The sequence below is a fragment of the Streptomyces sp. NPDC046870 genome (assembly GCF_040704595.1).
Taxonomy (GTDB): domain Bacteria; phylum Actinomycetota; class Actinomycetes; order Streptomycetales; family Streptomycetaceae; genus Streptomyces; species Streptomyces argyrophylli.
Map to the genome: position 1 here is coordinate 119,420 of NZ_JBEYXM010000012.1, position 14,511 is coordinate 133,930.

At 74.0% G+C, this 14,511-nt stretch carries 18 protein-coding genes; 7 read left to right on the forward strand and 11 right to left on the reverse strand.

What is annotated here, in order from left to right:
* Positions 1-88 precede the first annotated feature (88 nt).
* Together AB0946_RS24775 and AB0946_RS24780 are read right to left on the reverse strand one after the other, a co-directional pair.
* A complete protein-coding gene (locus AB0946_RS24775) occupies positions 89-943 on the reverse strand; it encodes a hypothetical protein (protein WP_366762837.1) in 855 nt (284 codons plus the stop codon).
* A 60-nt stretch (positions 944-1,003) separates the two neighbouring features.
* The gene (locus AB0946_RS24780; protein ID WP_366762838.1) at positions 1,004-1,960 is read right to left on the reverse strand and encodes a helix-turn-helix domain-containing protein; all 957 of its coding nucleotides are present in this window, start codon (positions 1,958-1,960) and stop codon (positions 1,004-1,006) included.
* A gap of 71 nt (positions 1,961-2,031) precedes the next feature.
* On the opposite strand from AB0946_RS24780, the gene AB0946_RS24785 reads away from it, so the two are divergent.
* From AB0946_RS24785 to AB0946_RS24795, 3 genes are all read left to right on the forward strand, one after another.
* Complete coding sequence (locus AB0946_RS24785; protein WP_366762839.1) at positions 2,032-2,982, forward strand: NADP-dependent oxidoreductase; 951 nt, start codon at positions 2,032-2,034, stop codon at positions 2,980-2,982.
* 127 nt (positions 2,983-3,109) lie between these two features.
* Positions 3,110-3,490, forward strand: coding sequence for an anti-sigma factor antagonist (locus tag AB0946_RS24790; protein WP_366762840.1), 381 nt, complete (start codon positions 3,110-3,112; stop codon positions 3,488-3,490).
* Between the two features lie 181 nt (positions 3,491-3,671).
* A complete protein-coding gene (locus AB0946_RS24795; protein WP_366762841.1) occupies positions 3,672-4,322 on the forward strand; it encodes a DUF4230 domain-containing protein in 651 nt (216 codons plus the stop codon).
* On the opposite strand, the gene AB0946_RS24800 is transcribed toward AB0946_RS24795, so the two are convergent.
* From AB0946_RS24800 to AB0946_RS24825, 6 genes are all read right to left on the reverse strand, one after another.
* Positions 4,323-6,089, reverse strand: a complete 1,767-nt coding sequence (locus AB0946_RS24800; RefSeq protein ID WP_366762842.1) for a complex I subunit 5 family protein — start codon at positions 6,087-6,089, stop codon at positions 4,323-4,325. It lies immediately after the preceding gene.
* On the reverse strand, positions 6,089-6,436 hold the full coding sequence (locus tag AB0946_RS24805; RefSeq protein ID WP_366762843.1) for a sodium:proton antiporter: 348 nt from the start codon (positions 6,434-6,436) through the stop codon (positions 6,089-6,091). Before AB0946_RS24805 ends, AB0946_RS24800 begins: the two co-directional genes overlap by 1 nt.
* Positions 6,436-7,182, reverse strand: a complete 747-nt coding sequence (locus AB0946_RS24810) for an MnhB domain-containing protein (protein ID WP_366762844.1) — start codon at positions 7,180-7,182, stop codon at positions 6,436-6,438. Before AB0946_RS24810 ends, AB0946_RS24805 begins: the two co-directional genes overlap by 1 nt.
* The gene (locus AB0946_RS24815; protein WP_366762845.1) at positions 7,179-7,439 is read right to left on the reverse strand and encodes a hydrogenase subunit MbhD domain-containing protein; all 261 of its coding nucleotides are present in this window, start codon (positions 7,437-7,439) and stop codon (positions 7,179-7,181) included. The genes AB0946_RS24810 and AB0946_RS24815 overlap by 4 nt, the downstream gene beginning before the upstream one ends.
* Positions 7,440-7,520: 81 nt before the next feature.
* The gene (locus AB0946_RS24820) at positions 7,521-7,973 is read right to left on the reverse strand and encodes an MrpF/PhaF family protein (RefSeq protein WP_366762846.1); all 453 of its coding nucleotides are present in this window, start codon (positions 7,971-7,973) and stop codon (positions 7,521-7,523) included.
* Positions 7,970-8,164 (reverse strand): hypothetical protein, encoded by a 195-nt coding sequence (locus AB0946_RS24825; protein ID WP_366762847.1) that lies wholly within the window; start codon positions 8,162-8,164, stop codon positions 7,970-7,972. The genes AB0946_RS24820 and AB0946_RS24825 overlap by 4 nt, the downstream gene beginning before the upstream one ends.
* Before the next feature lie 231 nt (positions 8,165-8,395).
* Between AB0946_RS24825 and AB0946_RS24830 the strand changes: the two genes are divergently transcribed.
* Both AB0946_RS24830 and AB0946_RS24835 read left to right on the forward strand, forming a co-directional pair.
* The gene (locus tag AB0946_RS24830; RefSeq protein WP_366762848.1) at positions 8,396-9,004 is read left to right on the forward strand and encodes a VanZ family protein; all 609 of its coding nucleotides are present in this window, start codon (positions 8,396-8,398) and stop codon (positions 9,002-9,004) included.
* Positions 9,005-9,138: 134 nt separating this feature from the next.
* The gene (locus tag AB0946_RS24835) at positions 9,139-10,371 is read left to right on the forward strand and encodes a family 16 glycosylhydrolase (protein ID WP_366762849.1); all 1,233 of its coding nucleotides are present in this window, start codon (positions 9,139-9,141) and stop codon (positions 10,369-10,371) included.
* 18 nt (positions 10,372-10,389) lie between these two features.
* Here AB0946_RS24835 and AB0946_RS24840 read toward each other — a convergent pair whose 3' ends face one another.
* From AB0946_RS24840 to AB0946_RS24850, 3 genes are read right to left on the reverse strand one after another with little or no spacing between them, the layout of a single operon-like run.
* Positions 10,390-10,635 (reverse strand): hypothetical protein, encoded by a 246-nt coding sequence (locus AB0946_RS24840; protein ID WP_366748885.1) that lies wholly within the window; start codon positions 10,633-10,635, stop codon positions 10,390-10,392.
* A 35-nt stretch (positions 10,636-10,670) separates the two neighbouring features.
* Positions 10,671-11,696, reverse strand: a complete 1,026-nt coding sequence (locus AB0946_RS24845) for a DNA topoisomerase IB (RefSeq protein WP_366762851.1) — start codon at positions 11,694-11,696, stop codon at positions 10,671-10,673.
* Positions 11,697-11,736: 40 nt separating this feature from the next.
* On the reverse strand, positions 11,737-12,540 hold the full coding sequence (locus AB0946_RS24850; RefSeq protein WP_366762852.1) for an SDR family oxidoreductase: 804 nt from the start codon (positions 12,538-12,540) through the stop codon (positions 11,737-11,739).
* 163 nt (positions 12,541-12,703) lie between these two features.
* Here AB0946_RS24850 and AB0946_RS24855 point away from each other — a divergent pair, with 163 nt between their 5' ends.
* Both AB0946_RS24855 and AB0946_RS24860 read left to right on the forward strand, forming a co-directional pair.
* Positions 12,704-13,771, forward strand: coding sequence for a PHP domain-containing protein (locus tag AB0946_RS24855; RefSeq protein ID WP_366762854.1), 1,068 nt, complete (start codon positions 12,704-12,706; stop codon positions 13,769-13,771).
* Between the two features lie 55 nt (positions 13,772-13,826).
* Positions 13,827-14,483 carry an HAD family hydrolase gene (locus tag AB0946_RS24860; RefSeq protein ID WP_366762855.1) on the forward strand — a complete coding sequence of 219 codons (657 nt, stop codon included), beginning with the start codon at positions 13,827-13,829 and terminating at the stop codon, positions 14,481-14,483.
* Positions 14,484-14,511: the final 28 nt, after the last annotated feature.

Here is a 14,511-nt window from a genome sequence, read left to right on the forward strand (position 1 = left end):
GGCCGTGGGCCCCGGTCCCCGCACGGAGTTGCCCGGGGCGTGTCCGGGCGCGCCGGAGCGGGGCGGCGAGCCGGACGTTCCCGGCCGGTCAGTCGCACCCCACGCCCTGTCTCACCCGCGGCCACGCCTCCACCCCGTGGTCCGTGCGGACGTACGCCGTGTCCTTGTCCGCCGTCAGCCACAGCCGCCGGTCGCGGAAGCGGTACCCGGTGTCCCGGGCGTCGGCGGGCATGCGGACCTTCGCGCGGTAGGGCGCCCGGAGCAGTCCGTCCCGGCCCAGCACGCCCTCGGGGTCGCGTGCGTAGGTCCGGCCGTCCAGGGCGAGGAAGCCGGCGGACTGCCAGCCGCAGTGCTCCGGCCCCGCCGAGCCGTGCAGCCGGGACACCGGCACCCTGCGGCCCGCGCGGTCGGTCCAGATCTGCCAGTCCGTGGTGGCCGTGAAGCTCGCGGGCAGTTCGGCCGGGTCACAGGCGGCGTACGTCTCCGGGCCCCAGCCGGGCCGGTCCTTCTGGTCCTCGGCCACCACGACCGCCACCTTGGTGCGGCCGTCCACGTCGTAGGAGTACAGGACCCGGTCCGCCTCCCGGCGTTCCACGCGGTATCCGTGGTCGGGCACTTCGGGCTGCACCATGCGGAAGAACAGGGCCAGCCCCTCCTGCGGGGTGTCCCCCGCGTCGGACCCGCTCCACCCGTCGGGCCCGGCGCCCTCGAAGATCTGCCCGTCGCACTCCAGCGCCCGGCCGGCCGCCCCGGAGGCCAGGCGCAGCGCCCGGGGCGTGCTCTCGTCGAGTTCCCTGGTGGGGAGGGAGAGCGGACCGCTGTAGGGGGTCGCCGGCGGGCTGCCCTTCACCACCAGGCCGGGCCGGGGTCCGTCGTCACACCCCGCCACCGCCCCCACCGTCACGGCCGTCAGTACCGCCGTCGCCACGAACCCTGTGCGCATCGCCGCCCCTGTTCTCCCGTGCTCCGTGCGGTCCTTCGACGCCGGAGCCGGACGGAACGTTCAGCGGGCCCGCTGGAAGGTGCGCCGGTAGGCCTGCGGGGACACCCCGATCGCCGCGTGCAGGTGCTGGCGCAGCGAGGCGCCGGTGGCGAAGCCCACCTCGGCGGCGATCCGGTCCACCGGCAGGTCGCTGGCCTCCAGCAGGTGCCGGGCGCGGGCCACCCGCTGCTGGATCAGCCAGCGGCCGGGGCTGAGGCCGACCTCGTCGCCGAAGCGGCGGGCGAAGGTGCGCAGGCTCATCCGTGCGTGCCCGGCGAGGTCGGCCAGGGTGAGCGGCTGGTCCAGCCGTTCCAGCGCCCAGGCGCGGGTCGCGGCCGTGCCGGCGGCACTGCTCTCGGGGACCGGCTGCTCGATGTACTGGGCCTGGCCGCCGTCCCGGAACGGGGGCACGACACAGCGGCGGGCGACGGCGTTCGCCAGTTCGCTGCCGTGGTCGGTGCGGACGATGTGCAGGCAGACGTCGACGCCGGAGGCCGCGCCGGCGGAGGTGAGGATGCGGCCGTCGTCGACGAAGAGGACGTCCGGGTCGAGGTCCACCTGCGGGTAGCGGCGGCGGAACGGGTCGGTCACCTGCCAGTGGGTGGTCGCCCGGCGGCCGTCGAGCAGTCCGGCCTCGGCGAGGACGAAGGCGGCCGTGCAGATGGAGACGATGCGGGCGTCCGGGCGGATCCGGTCGAGCGCGGCGGTGACCTCCGCCGGCAGCTCGGTGGGGATGTGGGAGGGCGCCATGGAGGCGACGACCACCGTGCCGGCCGTCTCCAGCATCTCGGGGCCGTGGGCGACACCGATGGTGAAGTCGGCGTTGGTGCGCACCGGGCGGCCGTCGACCGAGCAGGTGAACACCTCGTAGTGGCCGTCGGCGGCGCCGAAGATGCGGCTGGGGATGCCCAGCTCGAAGGGGTAGACGCCGTCGAGGGCCAGGACGACCACGCGTTCGGGACTCGGTGTGCCATGCATGGCACGATCCTATCGAAGGTTGGCATTCATGCCATTTCCCGGCCGGGCGGACTTGGGCAGGCTGGGTGACCATGAGCGATGTGAACACGATGCGAGCCATCAGCCAGGACGTCCTCGGCGGTCCCGAGGTCCTGAGGGAAGTGCGGGTCGAGCGGCCGAAGCCGCGTCCGAACGAGGTGCTGGTCCGGGTGCGGGCCGCCGGGGTGAACCCCACCGACTGGAAGCACCGGGCCACCGGCGGTTTCCTGGGCCGGCCCCCGTTCGTCCTCGGCTGGGACGTCTCCGGCGAGGTCGCGGAGACGGGGATCGGCGTGGCCGCGTTCCGGCCCGGCGACGAGGTCTTCGGCATGGTGCCGTACCCCTTCGGCCACGGCTCGCACGCCGAGTACGTCACGGTCCCGGCGCGGGCGCTGGTGCACAAGCCGGCCTCCCTCGACCATGTGCAGGCGGGCGCGCTGCCGCTGGTGTCCCTGACCGCCTGGCAGGCGCTGACCGAGCACGCGGACGTCGGGCCGGGGCAGCGGGTGCTGGTCCACGCGGCGGCCGGCGGGGTCGGCCATGTGGCCGTGCAGATCGCCAAGGCGCGCGGGGCCTACGTGATCGGGACGGCGAGCGCGGGCAAGCACGGCTTCCTGCGCGAGATCGGTGTGGACGAGCCGGTCGACTACCACACGACGGACGTCACGGAGACGGTGCGGGACGTCGACGTCGTCCTGGACACCCTCGGCGGTGAGACCTCCGTGCGCTCGTTGCGGGTGCTGCGGCCGGGCGGGGTCGTGGTGTCGATCGTGCCGATGGGCTCCGCGGAGTTCCACGAGGAGGCCGAGCGGCTCGGGGTGCGGGCGGTGCGGATGCTGGTCGACGCCGACCGGGCCGGGATGCGGGCGGTCGCGGAGCTGGCGGAGTCCGGCCGGCTGAAGGCGACGATCGCCGGGACGTTCCCGCTGGCCGACGCGGCGAAGGCGCACGAGCTGGGCGAGACCGGGCGGACGACGGGGAAGCTGGTGCTGCTGGCGGACTGAGCGCGGCGCGCCGACACGCCACAAACTCGAAGACATATGTCAATCGAACATGCTCAAATTCCTTCCATCGAGGGTAACTTGACGATCGGGAAACGACGTCCGGGCGCGGGTGGGAGGTGGTGGCGAGGTGCGACACGAACCCGTGCCTCTCCCCCGGCAACTGGGCATGTACGCGTACCGCGGGCACACGGTGCTGGAGTTCCGCGGTGAGATCGACATCGTCTCGGCGACGGAGATCGGCCCGTTCGTCGACCGGGCCACCGACCGGCCCGGGGCCCGGGTCGTGATCGACCTGCGGCCCGTGGAGTTCTTCGACTGCTCGGGGCTGCGACTGCTGTACCGGGCGCGCGCCCGGGTGCTGGAACGCGGCGGGCGGCTGCACCTCGTGTGCACGCACCCGCTGACCCTGCGCGTGTTCCGGGTCACCGGTCTGGCCCGGCTGCTGCCCGCGCACCCCAGCCTGGACGCGGCCCTGGCCTGCTCCGGGGCCGCGTCCGGCTCGCTGTGACACCGGCTGCCGCCGGCCGCCGAGTCCGGCCGGGGCGGCGGGCGGCCGGTTCACCGCCTTCGCCTGTCCGGCTTGGCCGGCGCTGACCGCCGCGCCCGCGTCATGCGTGCGATTCGGCCGACGCGCCGGTCTGCTCCGGCCGTTGGCGGGCATGCGGTCAACAGGAAGGAGGACCGTCGCGATGACGACTTCCATGAGACGCCTGCCGGGGTGGGCCAAGGCCGTGGCGGCGCTCGTGCTGGTGCTCGCCGTACTGTTCGCCGGCATCCGGCTGGCCGTACTGCCCGGCATCAAGGACCTGTTCGGCACCGAGACCCACGACCGCTCCGGCCCGGCTCTGCTCAAGTCCATCCAGGACATGAGCCGTTACGACGCCGCGTCGGGCAACTTCCAGGTCGTCGTGGACCTGGACAAGGACGCGAAGTTCCTGCCCGACGCGATCCGCGGCACCCGCACCCTGTACGTCGGCGCGGGCACCGTGGACGCCTACGTCGACCTGGGCCGGGTCGGCGAGAAGGACGTGACGGTCAACGACGACCGCACGTCCGCCACCATCCGGCTGCCGCACGCGCGGCTCGGCAAACCGGCCCTCGACCCCGACCACTCCTACGCCGTGTCCAAACAGCGCGGGCTGCTGGACCGGCTCGGTGACCTGTTCTCCGACAATCCCAACAGCGAGCAGGCCGTACAGAAGCTCGCCGTCCGGCACATCGGGGACGCGGCGCGCACCAGCGGGCTGACCGCCCGGGCCGAACGCAACACCACCGGTATGCTCCAGGGCCTGCTGCGCTCCCTCGGCTTCACGGAGGTGCGCATCACGTACGGGACCTGATCAGGAACCCAGGATCCCCGGCAGGGCCAGCGCCCCCAGCATGGTCGCGCCCACCAGCAGCCAGGCCACGTAGTCGCCGACGTGCCCGGACTGAAGGCGTCTGAGGGGCGTGGCCCATTCGGGCGCGGCCACCCAGCCCGGTCGGGTGACGGCGAGGCCGGCCAGGGCCAGGGCCAGCACGGTGGAGGCCACGCCCAGCAGGACGCCGGGCAGGGCCCAGTGCGCCGGGGCGTGGGCGCCGCCCGAACCGGCCTCTGCGACGGAGCGGCCGACCAGGGCGCCGAAACCGGGGGTCACCCCGACGGCGAGGGAGGCGGCGAGCAGCACGGCGGGCACGGTGGTCATGGTGTCCGGGACGCGGCGCAGCGGGCCGGCCGTCTCGGGTTCCTCGCCGGAGCCGCTGGTCTCGTACTCGGCGTCCTCGGGGCGCGGTCCGAGGCCCAGGAAGACGCGGGCGGTGACCCGCAGGACCGCGCCGGCGGTGATCGCGGAAGCGGCCACGTACACCACGGTGAGCGGGCCGCCGACCGCCTCCTCGGTGATCGACTTGCCCAGCGCGGTACCGAACGGCGGCAGACCGGCCAGGCCGAGGGCGCCGACGGCGAACATCACCGCGGTGGCGCGCAGTTGCCCCCGGGCCCGGCCGTGCAGCGCGTGCTCGTCGACGCTGCCGAACCGGTCCAGCAGGACGCCCGCGCAGGCGAACAGGGCGGCCTTCACGCCCGCGTGGCCGAGGAGGTACAGGGCGACCCCGTCGTCGCCCTCGGGGGTGAGGACGCCCAGGCCGACGAGGAACAGGCCGGTGTGGGCGACGGTGGAGCAGGCCAGGAGCCGTTTGATGTGCCGCTGGTACCAGCACATGACGGCGCCGGTCACGGCCGTGAGGGTGCCGAGCGTGACCAGGGCGCGGGTCAGGTCGGCGGCGGGGATGCCGCCGGGTCCGGCGAAGACGGTGCCGTACACCCGCCACGCGCCGTAGGCGCCGAGTTCCACCATGACGCCGGACAGGAGCATGCAGACCGGGGTGGGGGCGACGGCGTGCGCGTCCGGGAGCCAGAAGTGGAACGGCACGGCCGCCGCCTTCACGAGCAGCCCGGTCAGCACCAGCACGAAGGAGGCGAGGACCAGCGCGTCCGGCCCGCCCTGCCCGGCGGCGTCGAGCCCGTCGCCGATCTTCGCCATGGCCAGCTCGCCGGTGCGGGCGTACAGCAGGGCGATGCCCGTCAGCATCGCGTACGCGCCGAGGGAGTTGACGATCCCGAAGGTCAGGGCGCCCTGTACCGCCTTGGCCTCGTCGATGCGGTAGCCGGTCAGGGCGTAGGCGACCACGCTCATCAGCTCGAAGAACACGAACGCGTTGAACAGGTCGCCGGCGACGGCGAAGCCGCACATGGCGCCCTGGAAGACCAGCATCAGCGCGGTGAAAGAGCCGGTGCGGTCGCGCGGGGGCTCGTCGAAGTAGCGCCAGGAGTAGGCGAGTGCGGCCAGGGTGAGCAGTGAGGCCAGTGCCGCCATGACGAGCGCCGGGCCGTCCCCGACCACGACGATGCCGACGCTCTCGCCGCCGACGGGCAGCCAGCCGCCGACCCACTCGGTCATCGGCGGCGCGGAGTTCAGCAGCAGCACGAGCGCGAGGGCGGCCGTGCCGCCGGAGAAGACGAATCCGGTGATCTCGGCGGCGATCCGGGGCAGGTGGCGGCCCGTGGCCACGAGCAGGGCGGCGCCCAGCAGCGGGACCGCGACGAGCAGCGGGATCAGGTGGTGCATCAGCCGCGCAGCTCCCGCAGTTCGTCGGGATCGACCGTGCCGTGCCGTTTGGCGATCTGCAGGACGAGGGCGAGCAGCAGCGCGGTGACGGTGGCGCCGACGACGATGTCGGTGAGGGTGAGGGCCTGCACCACCGGGTCGACCACCGGCCGGGAGCCGGGCTTCAGGTCGGAGAAGACGGGCGCGGTGCCGCCGTCGCGGTAGCCGACCGCGAGCAGCAGGACGTAGGTGGCGGACTGGCAGACCGCGAGGCAGCCGACGGCGTGGATGAGGTTCCGGCTGGTGGCGAGGCCGTAGCAGCCCGTCAGGAAGACGTAGACCGCCACCAGGTACGGCAGGACGTGCATCACGGTGTTCCCCTCCCGGGCTCTTCCTCGATCTGCACGGCCTGTTCGAGGAAGTGGGCGAGCAGGACGACGACCGCGCTCGCCACCTCCATGCCGACGGCAGCGTTCAGCAGGGGGACGGCGCCGCCGGACGACAGCGTGTTGAACGTGCCGTACGGCAGCAGGGTGTTGGCCAGGAACGCGGTGCCGGCCAGGACTCCGGCGGCGCCGAGCACGAGGTAGGAGCAGACGGCGAGCGCGTCGGTGGTCTCGAAGACGCCGAGCGGCCGGACGCGTTCCAGCGCGTCGTAGTCGGCGCCGAGGTAGAGCAGGTGCAGGGCGGTCGCGGCGACGACCCCGCCCTGGAAGCCGCCGCCGGGACTGAGCTGGCCGTGGGCGATGACGTACAGGCCGGTGACCAGGGCCACGGGCAGCACGAGCAGGGCGTAGCGCCGGACCGGACGGGCCACGTCGGTGGGTTCGGGCCGTGCCCGGTGCTCGTCGCGGGCCTCGCGCAGCAGCACCACGCAGCCGAGGACGGCGGCGAACAGGATGCTCGTCTCGCCGAGGGTGTCGTAGGCGCGCTGGTCGAAGTTGACCGAGGCGATGGTGTTGGCGGTGTGCCGGGAGAGGGAGGCGTGGACGGCGCGGTCGCCGTACGGGTGGCGGGACCCGCCGAAGCCGGGCAGGTCGAGGCAGGCGGCGGCGAGCAGGGCGGCCAGGCCCGCGCCGCCGACGGCCAGCAGCCACAGCCGCAGCCGGTTCACCCGCTCTCCTCCTCGGAGCGGCCCCGGCGTCTGACCTTGCGTACCGAGAGCATGATCAGCAGGGGGGTGAGGACGGACCCGACGGCGAGCTGGGACAGGCCGACGTCCGGGGCCTGGAGCACGGTGAACAGCGTGGCCAGCAGCACGCCCAGGAAGGACAGCACGAGCGCCTGGCGGGCGGGGTCGCGCTGGGCCACGGCCGCGGTGGCCGACCCGGCCACGAGCAGCAGGACGACGACGATCAGTGCGTCGGACACACGCCACCCGCCCTCGCCGTACGGGCCGGCGCGCGCCCGCCGCGCGGGGCGCACCGGCCACCGGCCGCCCCCGGCGTCCCGTCAGCCACCCCGCACCCCCCGGAATCCTCCCGCCAGGGCGCGGGAGGCGATCAGGTTGCCGCTGATCAGCAGGGCGCCGACCACCAGCAGCTTCACCGTCGCCCGGCCCGGGGCGCCGGCCACGCACAGGGCGAGCACGACCGCCGCGCCCAGGCCCGCCGCCGCCCAGGTCAGTGCCCACGCGCTCGGTCGTCGTCCGGCGAGGTCGTCGGAGAGCAGCCGGGCGAAGACGAGCGTGCCGACCGGGCCGAGCAGCGCCAGCAGCAGGGCGAGGTCGACGTAGGAGGGACGGCCGTAGCCCTGGGCGAGGAGCAGCAGGGCGGGGCAGACGGCGGACGTGGTCATGTTCTGGGCGATGACCCGGCGGGCCGGCGGGCCGGTGGTCACGCCCCACAGGGCGGCCGCGCCTGCCCCGCCCAGCTCGACGGTCGCCGCGAGGATCCAGCCGTTCACCGCCACGTCACCGCCCGCCGCCCGGCCCGGGCGAGGACCGCGCCCACGGCGGCGCAGCTCGCGCCGACGATCCGTTCCAGGGTGTCCACCGTGCTGATCAGCACCAGCCACAGCAGTGCGAGCACCGCCCACCAGGCGAGGAGTTCACCGGCGACGAGGAGGAAGGCGCGGGGTGCCGTACGACGGGTCATGCAGCACCTCCTCGACCGCTCTGCTCGGATACGCGGCGATGTGTCCGGAGTGCCGCTGGGGGCATCCAAGCACCACCGGAGCCGGGCGGGAGCGGCGGCACGCGGGCCCGCGCCCGGAGTGCCCCGCAGGCGTGAACGGAAACCACGGGAGGGAGCCGGGCGGCGGGCATCCCGGGGCGCGGCGCGGGTAACCGACGTTCACGACGCGGAGGTTGACTAGTGGAGGACCACATGGCCCGTACCGTGCAGCGCCTGCCGGGCATCCTGCGAGCTCCCCGGAAACAGCGGCCGGCCGGGGAGGCCCGCCCCGCCCGGGAACAGCGGCCGGCCGCGGACACCGGGGGGCGGACCCCCGCGGAGGGCCGTCCCCGGCACGTGTGGCCGCTGCCCGTCCGGCTGCTGGCGATCCTCGTCGCCTTCGCGTGCATGGTCGCGTTCGCCGTCGCCCTGGCCCGCATCACGCTCCAGCCGTCGCCCGCGTCGGTGCCGCTGACGCACAGCAATCTGCACCCGGGCCGCTCGCTCAGGGCCTATCTGGAGGACGCGTCGATGCGGGACGCGCTGAGGCAGCTCGGCGGCAACGTGTTGCTCGGCGTGCCGTTCGGGGTGCTGGTGCCGGTCCTCGCGCCGCGCGCCCGGGGTGTGCTCCAGGTCCTCGCGCTGACGGCCCTCGTGATGCTGATGGTGGAGCTGGTCCAGGGCGCTCTGGTCACCGGCCGGGCCTTCGACATCGACGACGTCATCCTCAACACGACCGGGGCGCTGCTGGGTTGGCTGCTGCTGGGGCGGCGGCTCGGCCGGGGTGTGCACCGGCGCGTGCGGGAGCCTTCCGCCGGCTGAGCGCGGGCGGCGGGCAGGCACCGGTGGGGTGACGGACCGTCAGCGGGAGGTCTGTACCAGAGTATTGACGCGCCCTTATCTCATTCCTTAAATCAAGAGGCGCATCGCTCACACCCCCACATGAACGGAGAGCCATGGCCTCCCCACGCCTGCTCCGCAGATGTCTCCTCGCCGCCCTGTCCGCCGCGCTGATCGGCTCGGCCGCCGTCGGCCCGGCCCGGGCCGGCACCGCCGCCCCCACGGCCGCGGCCGTCACCACCTTCTCCGACACCTTCGACGGGCCCGCGGGCGCCGCGGTCGACTCCTCGAAGTGGACCCTGGAGACCGGCGACAACGTCAACAACCACGAACGGCAGTACTACACCTCGGGCACGAAGAACGCGGCCCTGGACGGCCAGGGCCACCTGGTGATCACGGCCCGCAAGGAGAACCCGGCCGGCTACCAGTGCTGGTACGGCAGCTGCCAGTACACCTCCGCCCGGCTGAACACCGCCGGGAAGTTCAACGCCCAGTACGGCCATGTGGAGGCGCGGATGAAGATCCCGCGCGGCCAGGGCATGTGGCCGGCGTTCTGGATGCTCGGCACGCCGGTGAACTGGCCGGACTCCGGTGAGATCGACGTGATGGAGAACGTCGGCTTCGAACCCTCGACCGTGCACGGCACCATCCACGGCCCCGGCTACTCCGGCTCGGGCGGCATAGGCGCCCCCTACTCGCTGCCGAACGGACAGGCCTTCGCGGACGCCTTCCACACCTTCGCCGTCGACTGGGCGCCCGACTCGATCACCTGGTCGGTGGACGGCAACGTCTACCAGCGGCGCACCCCGGCCGACCTGGGCGGGAAGACCTGGGTGTTCAACAAGCCGTTCTTCCTGATCCTGAACCTCGCGGTCGGCGGCTACTGGCCGGGCGACCCTGACGGCTCCACGCAGTTCCCGCAGACGCTGGTGGTGGACTCGGTGTCGGTGACGACGAGCGACAGCGCCGCCGGCGTGCCGATCCGCGGCCTGGCGGGCAAGTGCGTGGACGTGGCCGGCGCGAACCCCGCGAACGGCACCCCGGTCCAGCTCTACGACTGCAACGGCACGGCCGCCCAGGCGTGGACGGTGGGCTCGGACGGCACGCTCCGCGCGCTCGGCAAGTGCCTGGACGTCAGCGGCGGCGGCACCGCCGACGGCACGCCCGTGCAGCTGTGGGACTGCAACGGCAGCGCCGCCCAGAAGTGGGCCCTCCCGGCGGCCCGCGACATCGTCAACCCGCAGGCGAACAAGTGCCTGGACGTCACCGGGAACAACTCGGCCAACGGGACCCGGCTGCAGATCTGGACCTGCACGGGCGCCGCCAACCAGAAGTGGACGGTCGGCTGAGCCTGCCCCCCGGGCAGGTCAGTGCAGCGTCCAGGTGTACTTGTCGCCGCCCACCCAGCGGACCGCGTCCGGGTCGTCCAGGTCGTGGATGGGGATGCCGTAGGAGGCGGCCGTCTCCAGCACGTCCGTGATGGTCCTGGCCTCACCGACCACCTCACCGTCGATCTCCATGATCCGGAAAGGCGGTTCGCCGTGCCGGCCCGGGCACACACCGAGGACCAGGATCCGCGGGCGGGAGATGTAGGGAGCTGCTTGTTCGGTCATGTAATCGAGGGTAGAACGCAACCCGCGCCGAAGGGTCATCCACCGGAGCCCGCGAGGAGATCGAGTACGGCCTCCTCGACGGCTCCCTGCGTGGCCGGACGCCCGAACTCCCCGTGTTCGCCCAGCCGGGTGAGCACGGGGGCGACGGTCACGCCCTGCTCGAACAGCTCGAAGACCTTCGGGTCGATGTAGGACGCCCGGCACACCGCGGGTGTGTTGCCCAGGTAGTGGCTGACCTCGCGCACCGCCCGGGCGATCTGCCGGCGCCGGGCGGCCTCGGTGGCCCGGGCGCCCCCCGCGGTCACGGAGACCGCCACGGCGGCCAGCACGGTGGCGTGCCAGGTGCGGAAGTCCTTGGCGGTGACGTCGGTGCCGGACAGCCGGCGCAGGGCCTCGTTGAGGTCGTCGCCGTGCAGGTCGTGCCAGGCGCCGCGGTCCCAGTAGGCGAGGAAGCGGTCGCCGCCGCGCGGGCGCCGCAGCAGGGAACGGGCGACCGCGTGCACCTGGTCGTCGACGAGGGCGCGGAGCATCTCGGTGCCGCCCTTGGCCGGGTAGCCGAAGGTGATCTCGCCGCGTGCGCAGCTGACGTGCTCGCGGAGCATGGTCGTCAGGCCGTAGGTCTCGCTGGTGCGGGTGTGCCGGTCGCTGCCGATGCGGAAGAAGCCGAGGTCGAGCAGGCGGACCGCGCAGGCGGTGACCCGGGCCCGGCTCAGTCCGCGCCCGGACAGGTCCTGCGCCACCTTGGCGCGCAGCTCGGGCAGGGCCCGCGCCACCTGCCGCACGTGCTCGTGCTTGGCCTTGTCCTGTTCCGCCCGGAACCGCTCGTGGTACAGGTACTGCCGGCGCCCGGCGTCGTCGGTGCCGACGGCCTGGAGGTGGCCGTTGGCCCAGGGGCATATCCACACGTCGCGCCAGGCCGGCGGGATGGTCAGGGCGCGGATGCGGGCGAGCTGCCCGGGGTCGGTCAGGGGCTCGCCGGTGGCGTCGAGGTAGCGGAAGCCCCGGCCGCAGCGGACGCGCCGGTAGCCGGGGCCGTCGGACGAACTGGTACGAAGCCTCACCGCGCTCTCCCCCCGGTCTCTTCTCGTCGTCCCCGCCTCCTCAGGGCCGCCGCCAGTCGTCGCTGGTCAGATGCGAACCGGCCTGCGGGCCCATGCGCAGCATGCCGCCGTCGACGCTCCACGAGGCGCCGGTGACGTAGGAGGCGTCCGGGCTCGCGAGGAACGCGATCACGGCGGCGACCTCGCGGGCGTCGCCGGGCCGGCCGAGCGGCACGCCGGGACGGCGCTCGGTGCGCACGTCGGTGTCCTCCTGGCCGGTCATCGGGGTGGCGATCTCCCCCGGGGCGACCGCGTTCACGGTGATGCCGTGCTCGGCCAGCTCCAGGGCCATGACCTGGGTGAGCAGGCCGAGGCCGCCTTTGGCCGCGCAGTACGGGGCCGCGCCGACCCGGGGCTGGTGCTCGTGCACGGAGGTGACGTTCACGATCCGGCCGCCGTCGCCCTGCCGGATCATGCGCCGCGCGGCCCGCTGACCGAGCAGGAAGGGGCCGACGAGATCGACGTCCAGGACCTGGCGCACATCCGCGAGCGTCAGGTCGAGGTAGGGGGTCATCGTGCCGGTGCCGGCGTTGTTGACGAGCACGTCGATCCGGCCGAGCTCCTCGCACAGCTCGTCCACGGCGTCGGCGGCCTCGGGCAGCCGGGTCAGGTCCAGCCGGCTCACGGCGGCCCGGCGGCCGTGCGCGCGGACTTCCTGCGCCGTCTCCTCGGCGCCCTTCTCGTCCGTGTGCCAGGTGATGCCGACGTCCAGGCCCGCCTCGGCCAGCCGTACGGCGGTCGCCCGGCCGATGCCGCTGTCTGCGCCGGTCACCACGGCCGTTCGCTGCGCATCCGGTACGGACATGACGAACCTCCTCACGGTGGGTCACGTGGACGGGTCACGCAGTACCCGGCGGCGGTGGGCACAAACGGACCCGCCACCGCCGGCACGGAAGGGGGGCGCGGGCCGCGGCCGGCCGTGTGGTTCCACGCGCCGCTCCGGGGCGCCTGGGGCACCCTTGGTTCTCATGGACCCCGTCGCCGCCCTCGACCGGATCGCGTTCCTCCTGGAGCGGGCGCTCGCCCCCACCTACCGGGTACGGGCCTTCCGCACCGCCGCCCGGACGCTGGCCGCGCTGCCCGAGGGCGAGGTGGCCGAGCGGGCGGCCGCCGGAACGCTGGAGGCGCTGAAGGGGGTCGGGCCGAAGACCGCGCAGGTGGTGCGGGAGGCGCTGGCCGGTGAGGTGCCCGGGTACCTGCGCAAGCTGGAGGAGGAGGCCGGGCAGCCGGCCGGCGCCGAGGGGCCGGGGGCCGGGCTGCGGGCGCTGATCCGCGGGGACTGCCACACGCACTCGGACTGGTCCGACGGCGGCAGCCCGATCGAGGAGATGGGGCGGGCGGCGGCCGGGCTGGGGCACGAGTGGACGGTGCTCACCGATCACTCGCCGCGGCTGACCGTGGCCCGTGGGCTGTCGCCCGAGCGGCTGCGCGAGCAGCTGGCGGTGGTGGCGGAGCTGAACGCGCGCTGGGCGCCGTTCCGGCTGCTGACCGGCATCGAGTGCGACATCCTGGACGACGGCTCGCTGGACCAGGAACCGGAGCTGCTGGAGCGGCTGGACGTGGTCGTGGTGTCGGTCCACTCCAAGCTGCGGATGGACGCCCGGTCCATGACCCGGCGGATGGTCGCCGCCGTGCGCGATCCGCACGCCGACGTCCTCGGGCACTGCACCGGCCGTCTGGTCACGGGCCGGGGGCGGCCCGAGTCGCAGTTCGACGCGGACGAGGTGTTCGCCGCGTGCGCCGAGTCGGGGACCGCCGTGGAGATCAACAGCCGCCCGGAACGGCTGGACCCGCCCCGGCGGCTGCTGCGCCGGGCGGTCGAGGCGGGGGTGCTGTTCTCGGTGGACACCGACGCGCACGCGCCCGGCCAGCTGGACTGGCAGATCCTCGGCTGCGCCCGGGCCGAGGAGTGCGGGGTGCCGCCCGAGCGCGTGGTGACCACCTGGTCGGCCGACGAGCTGCTGGGCTGGACGCGCGAGGGACGGCTGCCGGCACGCGTGGCGGGTTCCGGGCGTGGTACCCGCTCCCGGAGCTGACAGCGAGGACCCGGGGCCGGCGGGCAGGACCCGGGGCTGACGGAGAGGACCTGGAATGGACCGTGCCGCCGTGTTCGACGTCGACGGAACCCTCGTCGACACCAATCACCTGCACGTCGTGACCTGGTGGGAGGCGTTCCGGCAGGCGGGGCACGAGGTGCCCATGCACGCCGTGCACCGGGCCGTCGGCCTCGGTTCCACCGACCTCGTCGCCCATCTGCTCGGCGACGACCGGGACCGGGACCAGGACGCGGAACTGAGCGCCGCGCACACGGCGCTGTACGGCCAGTACTTCGACCGGCTCCCCGCCCTGCCGGGCGCCGGCGAGCTGCTGCGGCGGCTGCACGGGGACGGCTGGACGGTCGTCCTCGCCACGTCGGCGAGCGGCGCCGAGCTGGGGGCGCTGCGCCGGGCGATCGGCGCGGACGACGCCATCACGGCCACGGCGAGCGCGGACGACGTGCAGGAGGGCAAACCCGCCCCGGAGCCCGTGCAGCACGCGCTGGAGCTGGCCGGGGTGCCTGCCTCACGGGCGGTGTTCGTCGGGGACACCGTGTGGGACATGCGGGCGGGCAGCAAGGCCGGGGTGCGCTGTGTGGGCGTGCTGTGCGGCGGGATCCCCCGGGCCGACCTGGAGGAGGCCGGGGCGGAGACGGTGTACGCGGACCCCGCGGACCTGCTGGCGCGGCTGGCCGGGAGCCCGCTGGCGTGAGCCGTTCCCCGGTGACGCACGTCACGTG

What these genes read in the sequence shown, in the direction of transcription:
- AB0946_RS24795 (WP_366762841.1), top strand. Translation starts at nt 3,672, where the DNA reads ATGACGACTTCCATGAGACGCCTGCCGGGGTGGGCCAAGGCCGTGGCG.
- AB0946_RS24785 (WP_366762839.1), top strand. Translation starts at nt 2,032, where the DNA reads ATGAGCGATGTGAACACGATGCGAGCCATCAGCCAGGACGTCCTCGGC.
- AB0946_RS24775 (WP_366762837.1), bottom strand. Translation starts at nt 943, where the DNA reads ATGCGCACAGGGTTCGTGGCGACGGCGGTACTGACGGCCGTGACGGTG.
- AB0946_RS24825 (WP_366762847.1), bottom strand. Translation starts at nt 8,164, where the DNA reads ATGACCCGTCGTACGGCACCCCGCGCCTTCCTCCTCGTCGCCGGTGAA.
- AB0946_RS24830 (WP_366762848.1), top strand. Translation starts at nt 8,396, where the DNA reads ATGGCCCGTACCGTGCAGCGCCTGCCGGGCATCCTGCGAGCTCCCCGG.
- AB0946_RS24780 (WP_366762838.1), bottom strand. Translation starts at nt 1,960, where the DNA reads ATGCATGGCACACCGAGTCCCGAACGCGTGGTCGTCCTGGCCCTCGAC.
- AB0946_RS24805 (WP_366762843.1), bottom strand. Translation starts at nt 6,436, where the DNA reads ATGCACGTCCTGCCGTACCTGGTGGCGGTCTACGTCTTCCTGACGGGC.
- AB0946_RS24855 (WP_366762854.1), top strand. Translation starts at nt 12,704, where the DNA reads ATGGACCCCGTCGCCGCCCTCGACCGGATCGCGTTCCTCCTGGAGCGG.
- AB0946_RS24835 (WP_366762849.1), top strand. Translation starts at nt 9,139, where the DNA reads ATGGCCTCCCCACGCCTGCTCCGCAGATGTCTCCTCGCCGCCCTGTCC.
- AB0946_RS24860 (WP_366762855.1), top strand. Translation starts at nt 13,827, where the DNA reads ATGGACCGTGCCGCCGTGTTCGACGTCGACGGAACCCTCGTCGACACC.
- AB0946_RS24840 (WP_366748885.1), bottom strand. Translation starts at nt 10,635, where the DNA reads ATGACCGAACAAGCAGCTCCCTACATCTCCCGCCCGCGGATCCTGGTC.
- AB0946_RS24800 (WP_366762842.1), bottom strand. Translation starts at nt 6,089, where the DNA reads ATGCACCACCTGATCCCGCTGCTCGTCGCGGTCCCGCTGCTGGGCGCC.
- AB0946_RS24850 (WP_366762852.1), bottom strand. Translation starts at nt 12,540, where the DNA reads ATGTCCGTACCGGATGCGCAGCGAACGGCCGTGGTGACCGGCGCAGAC.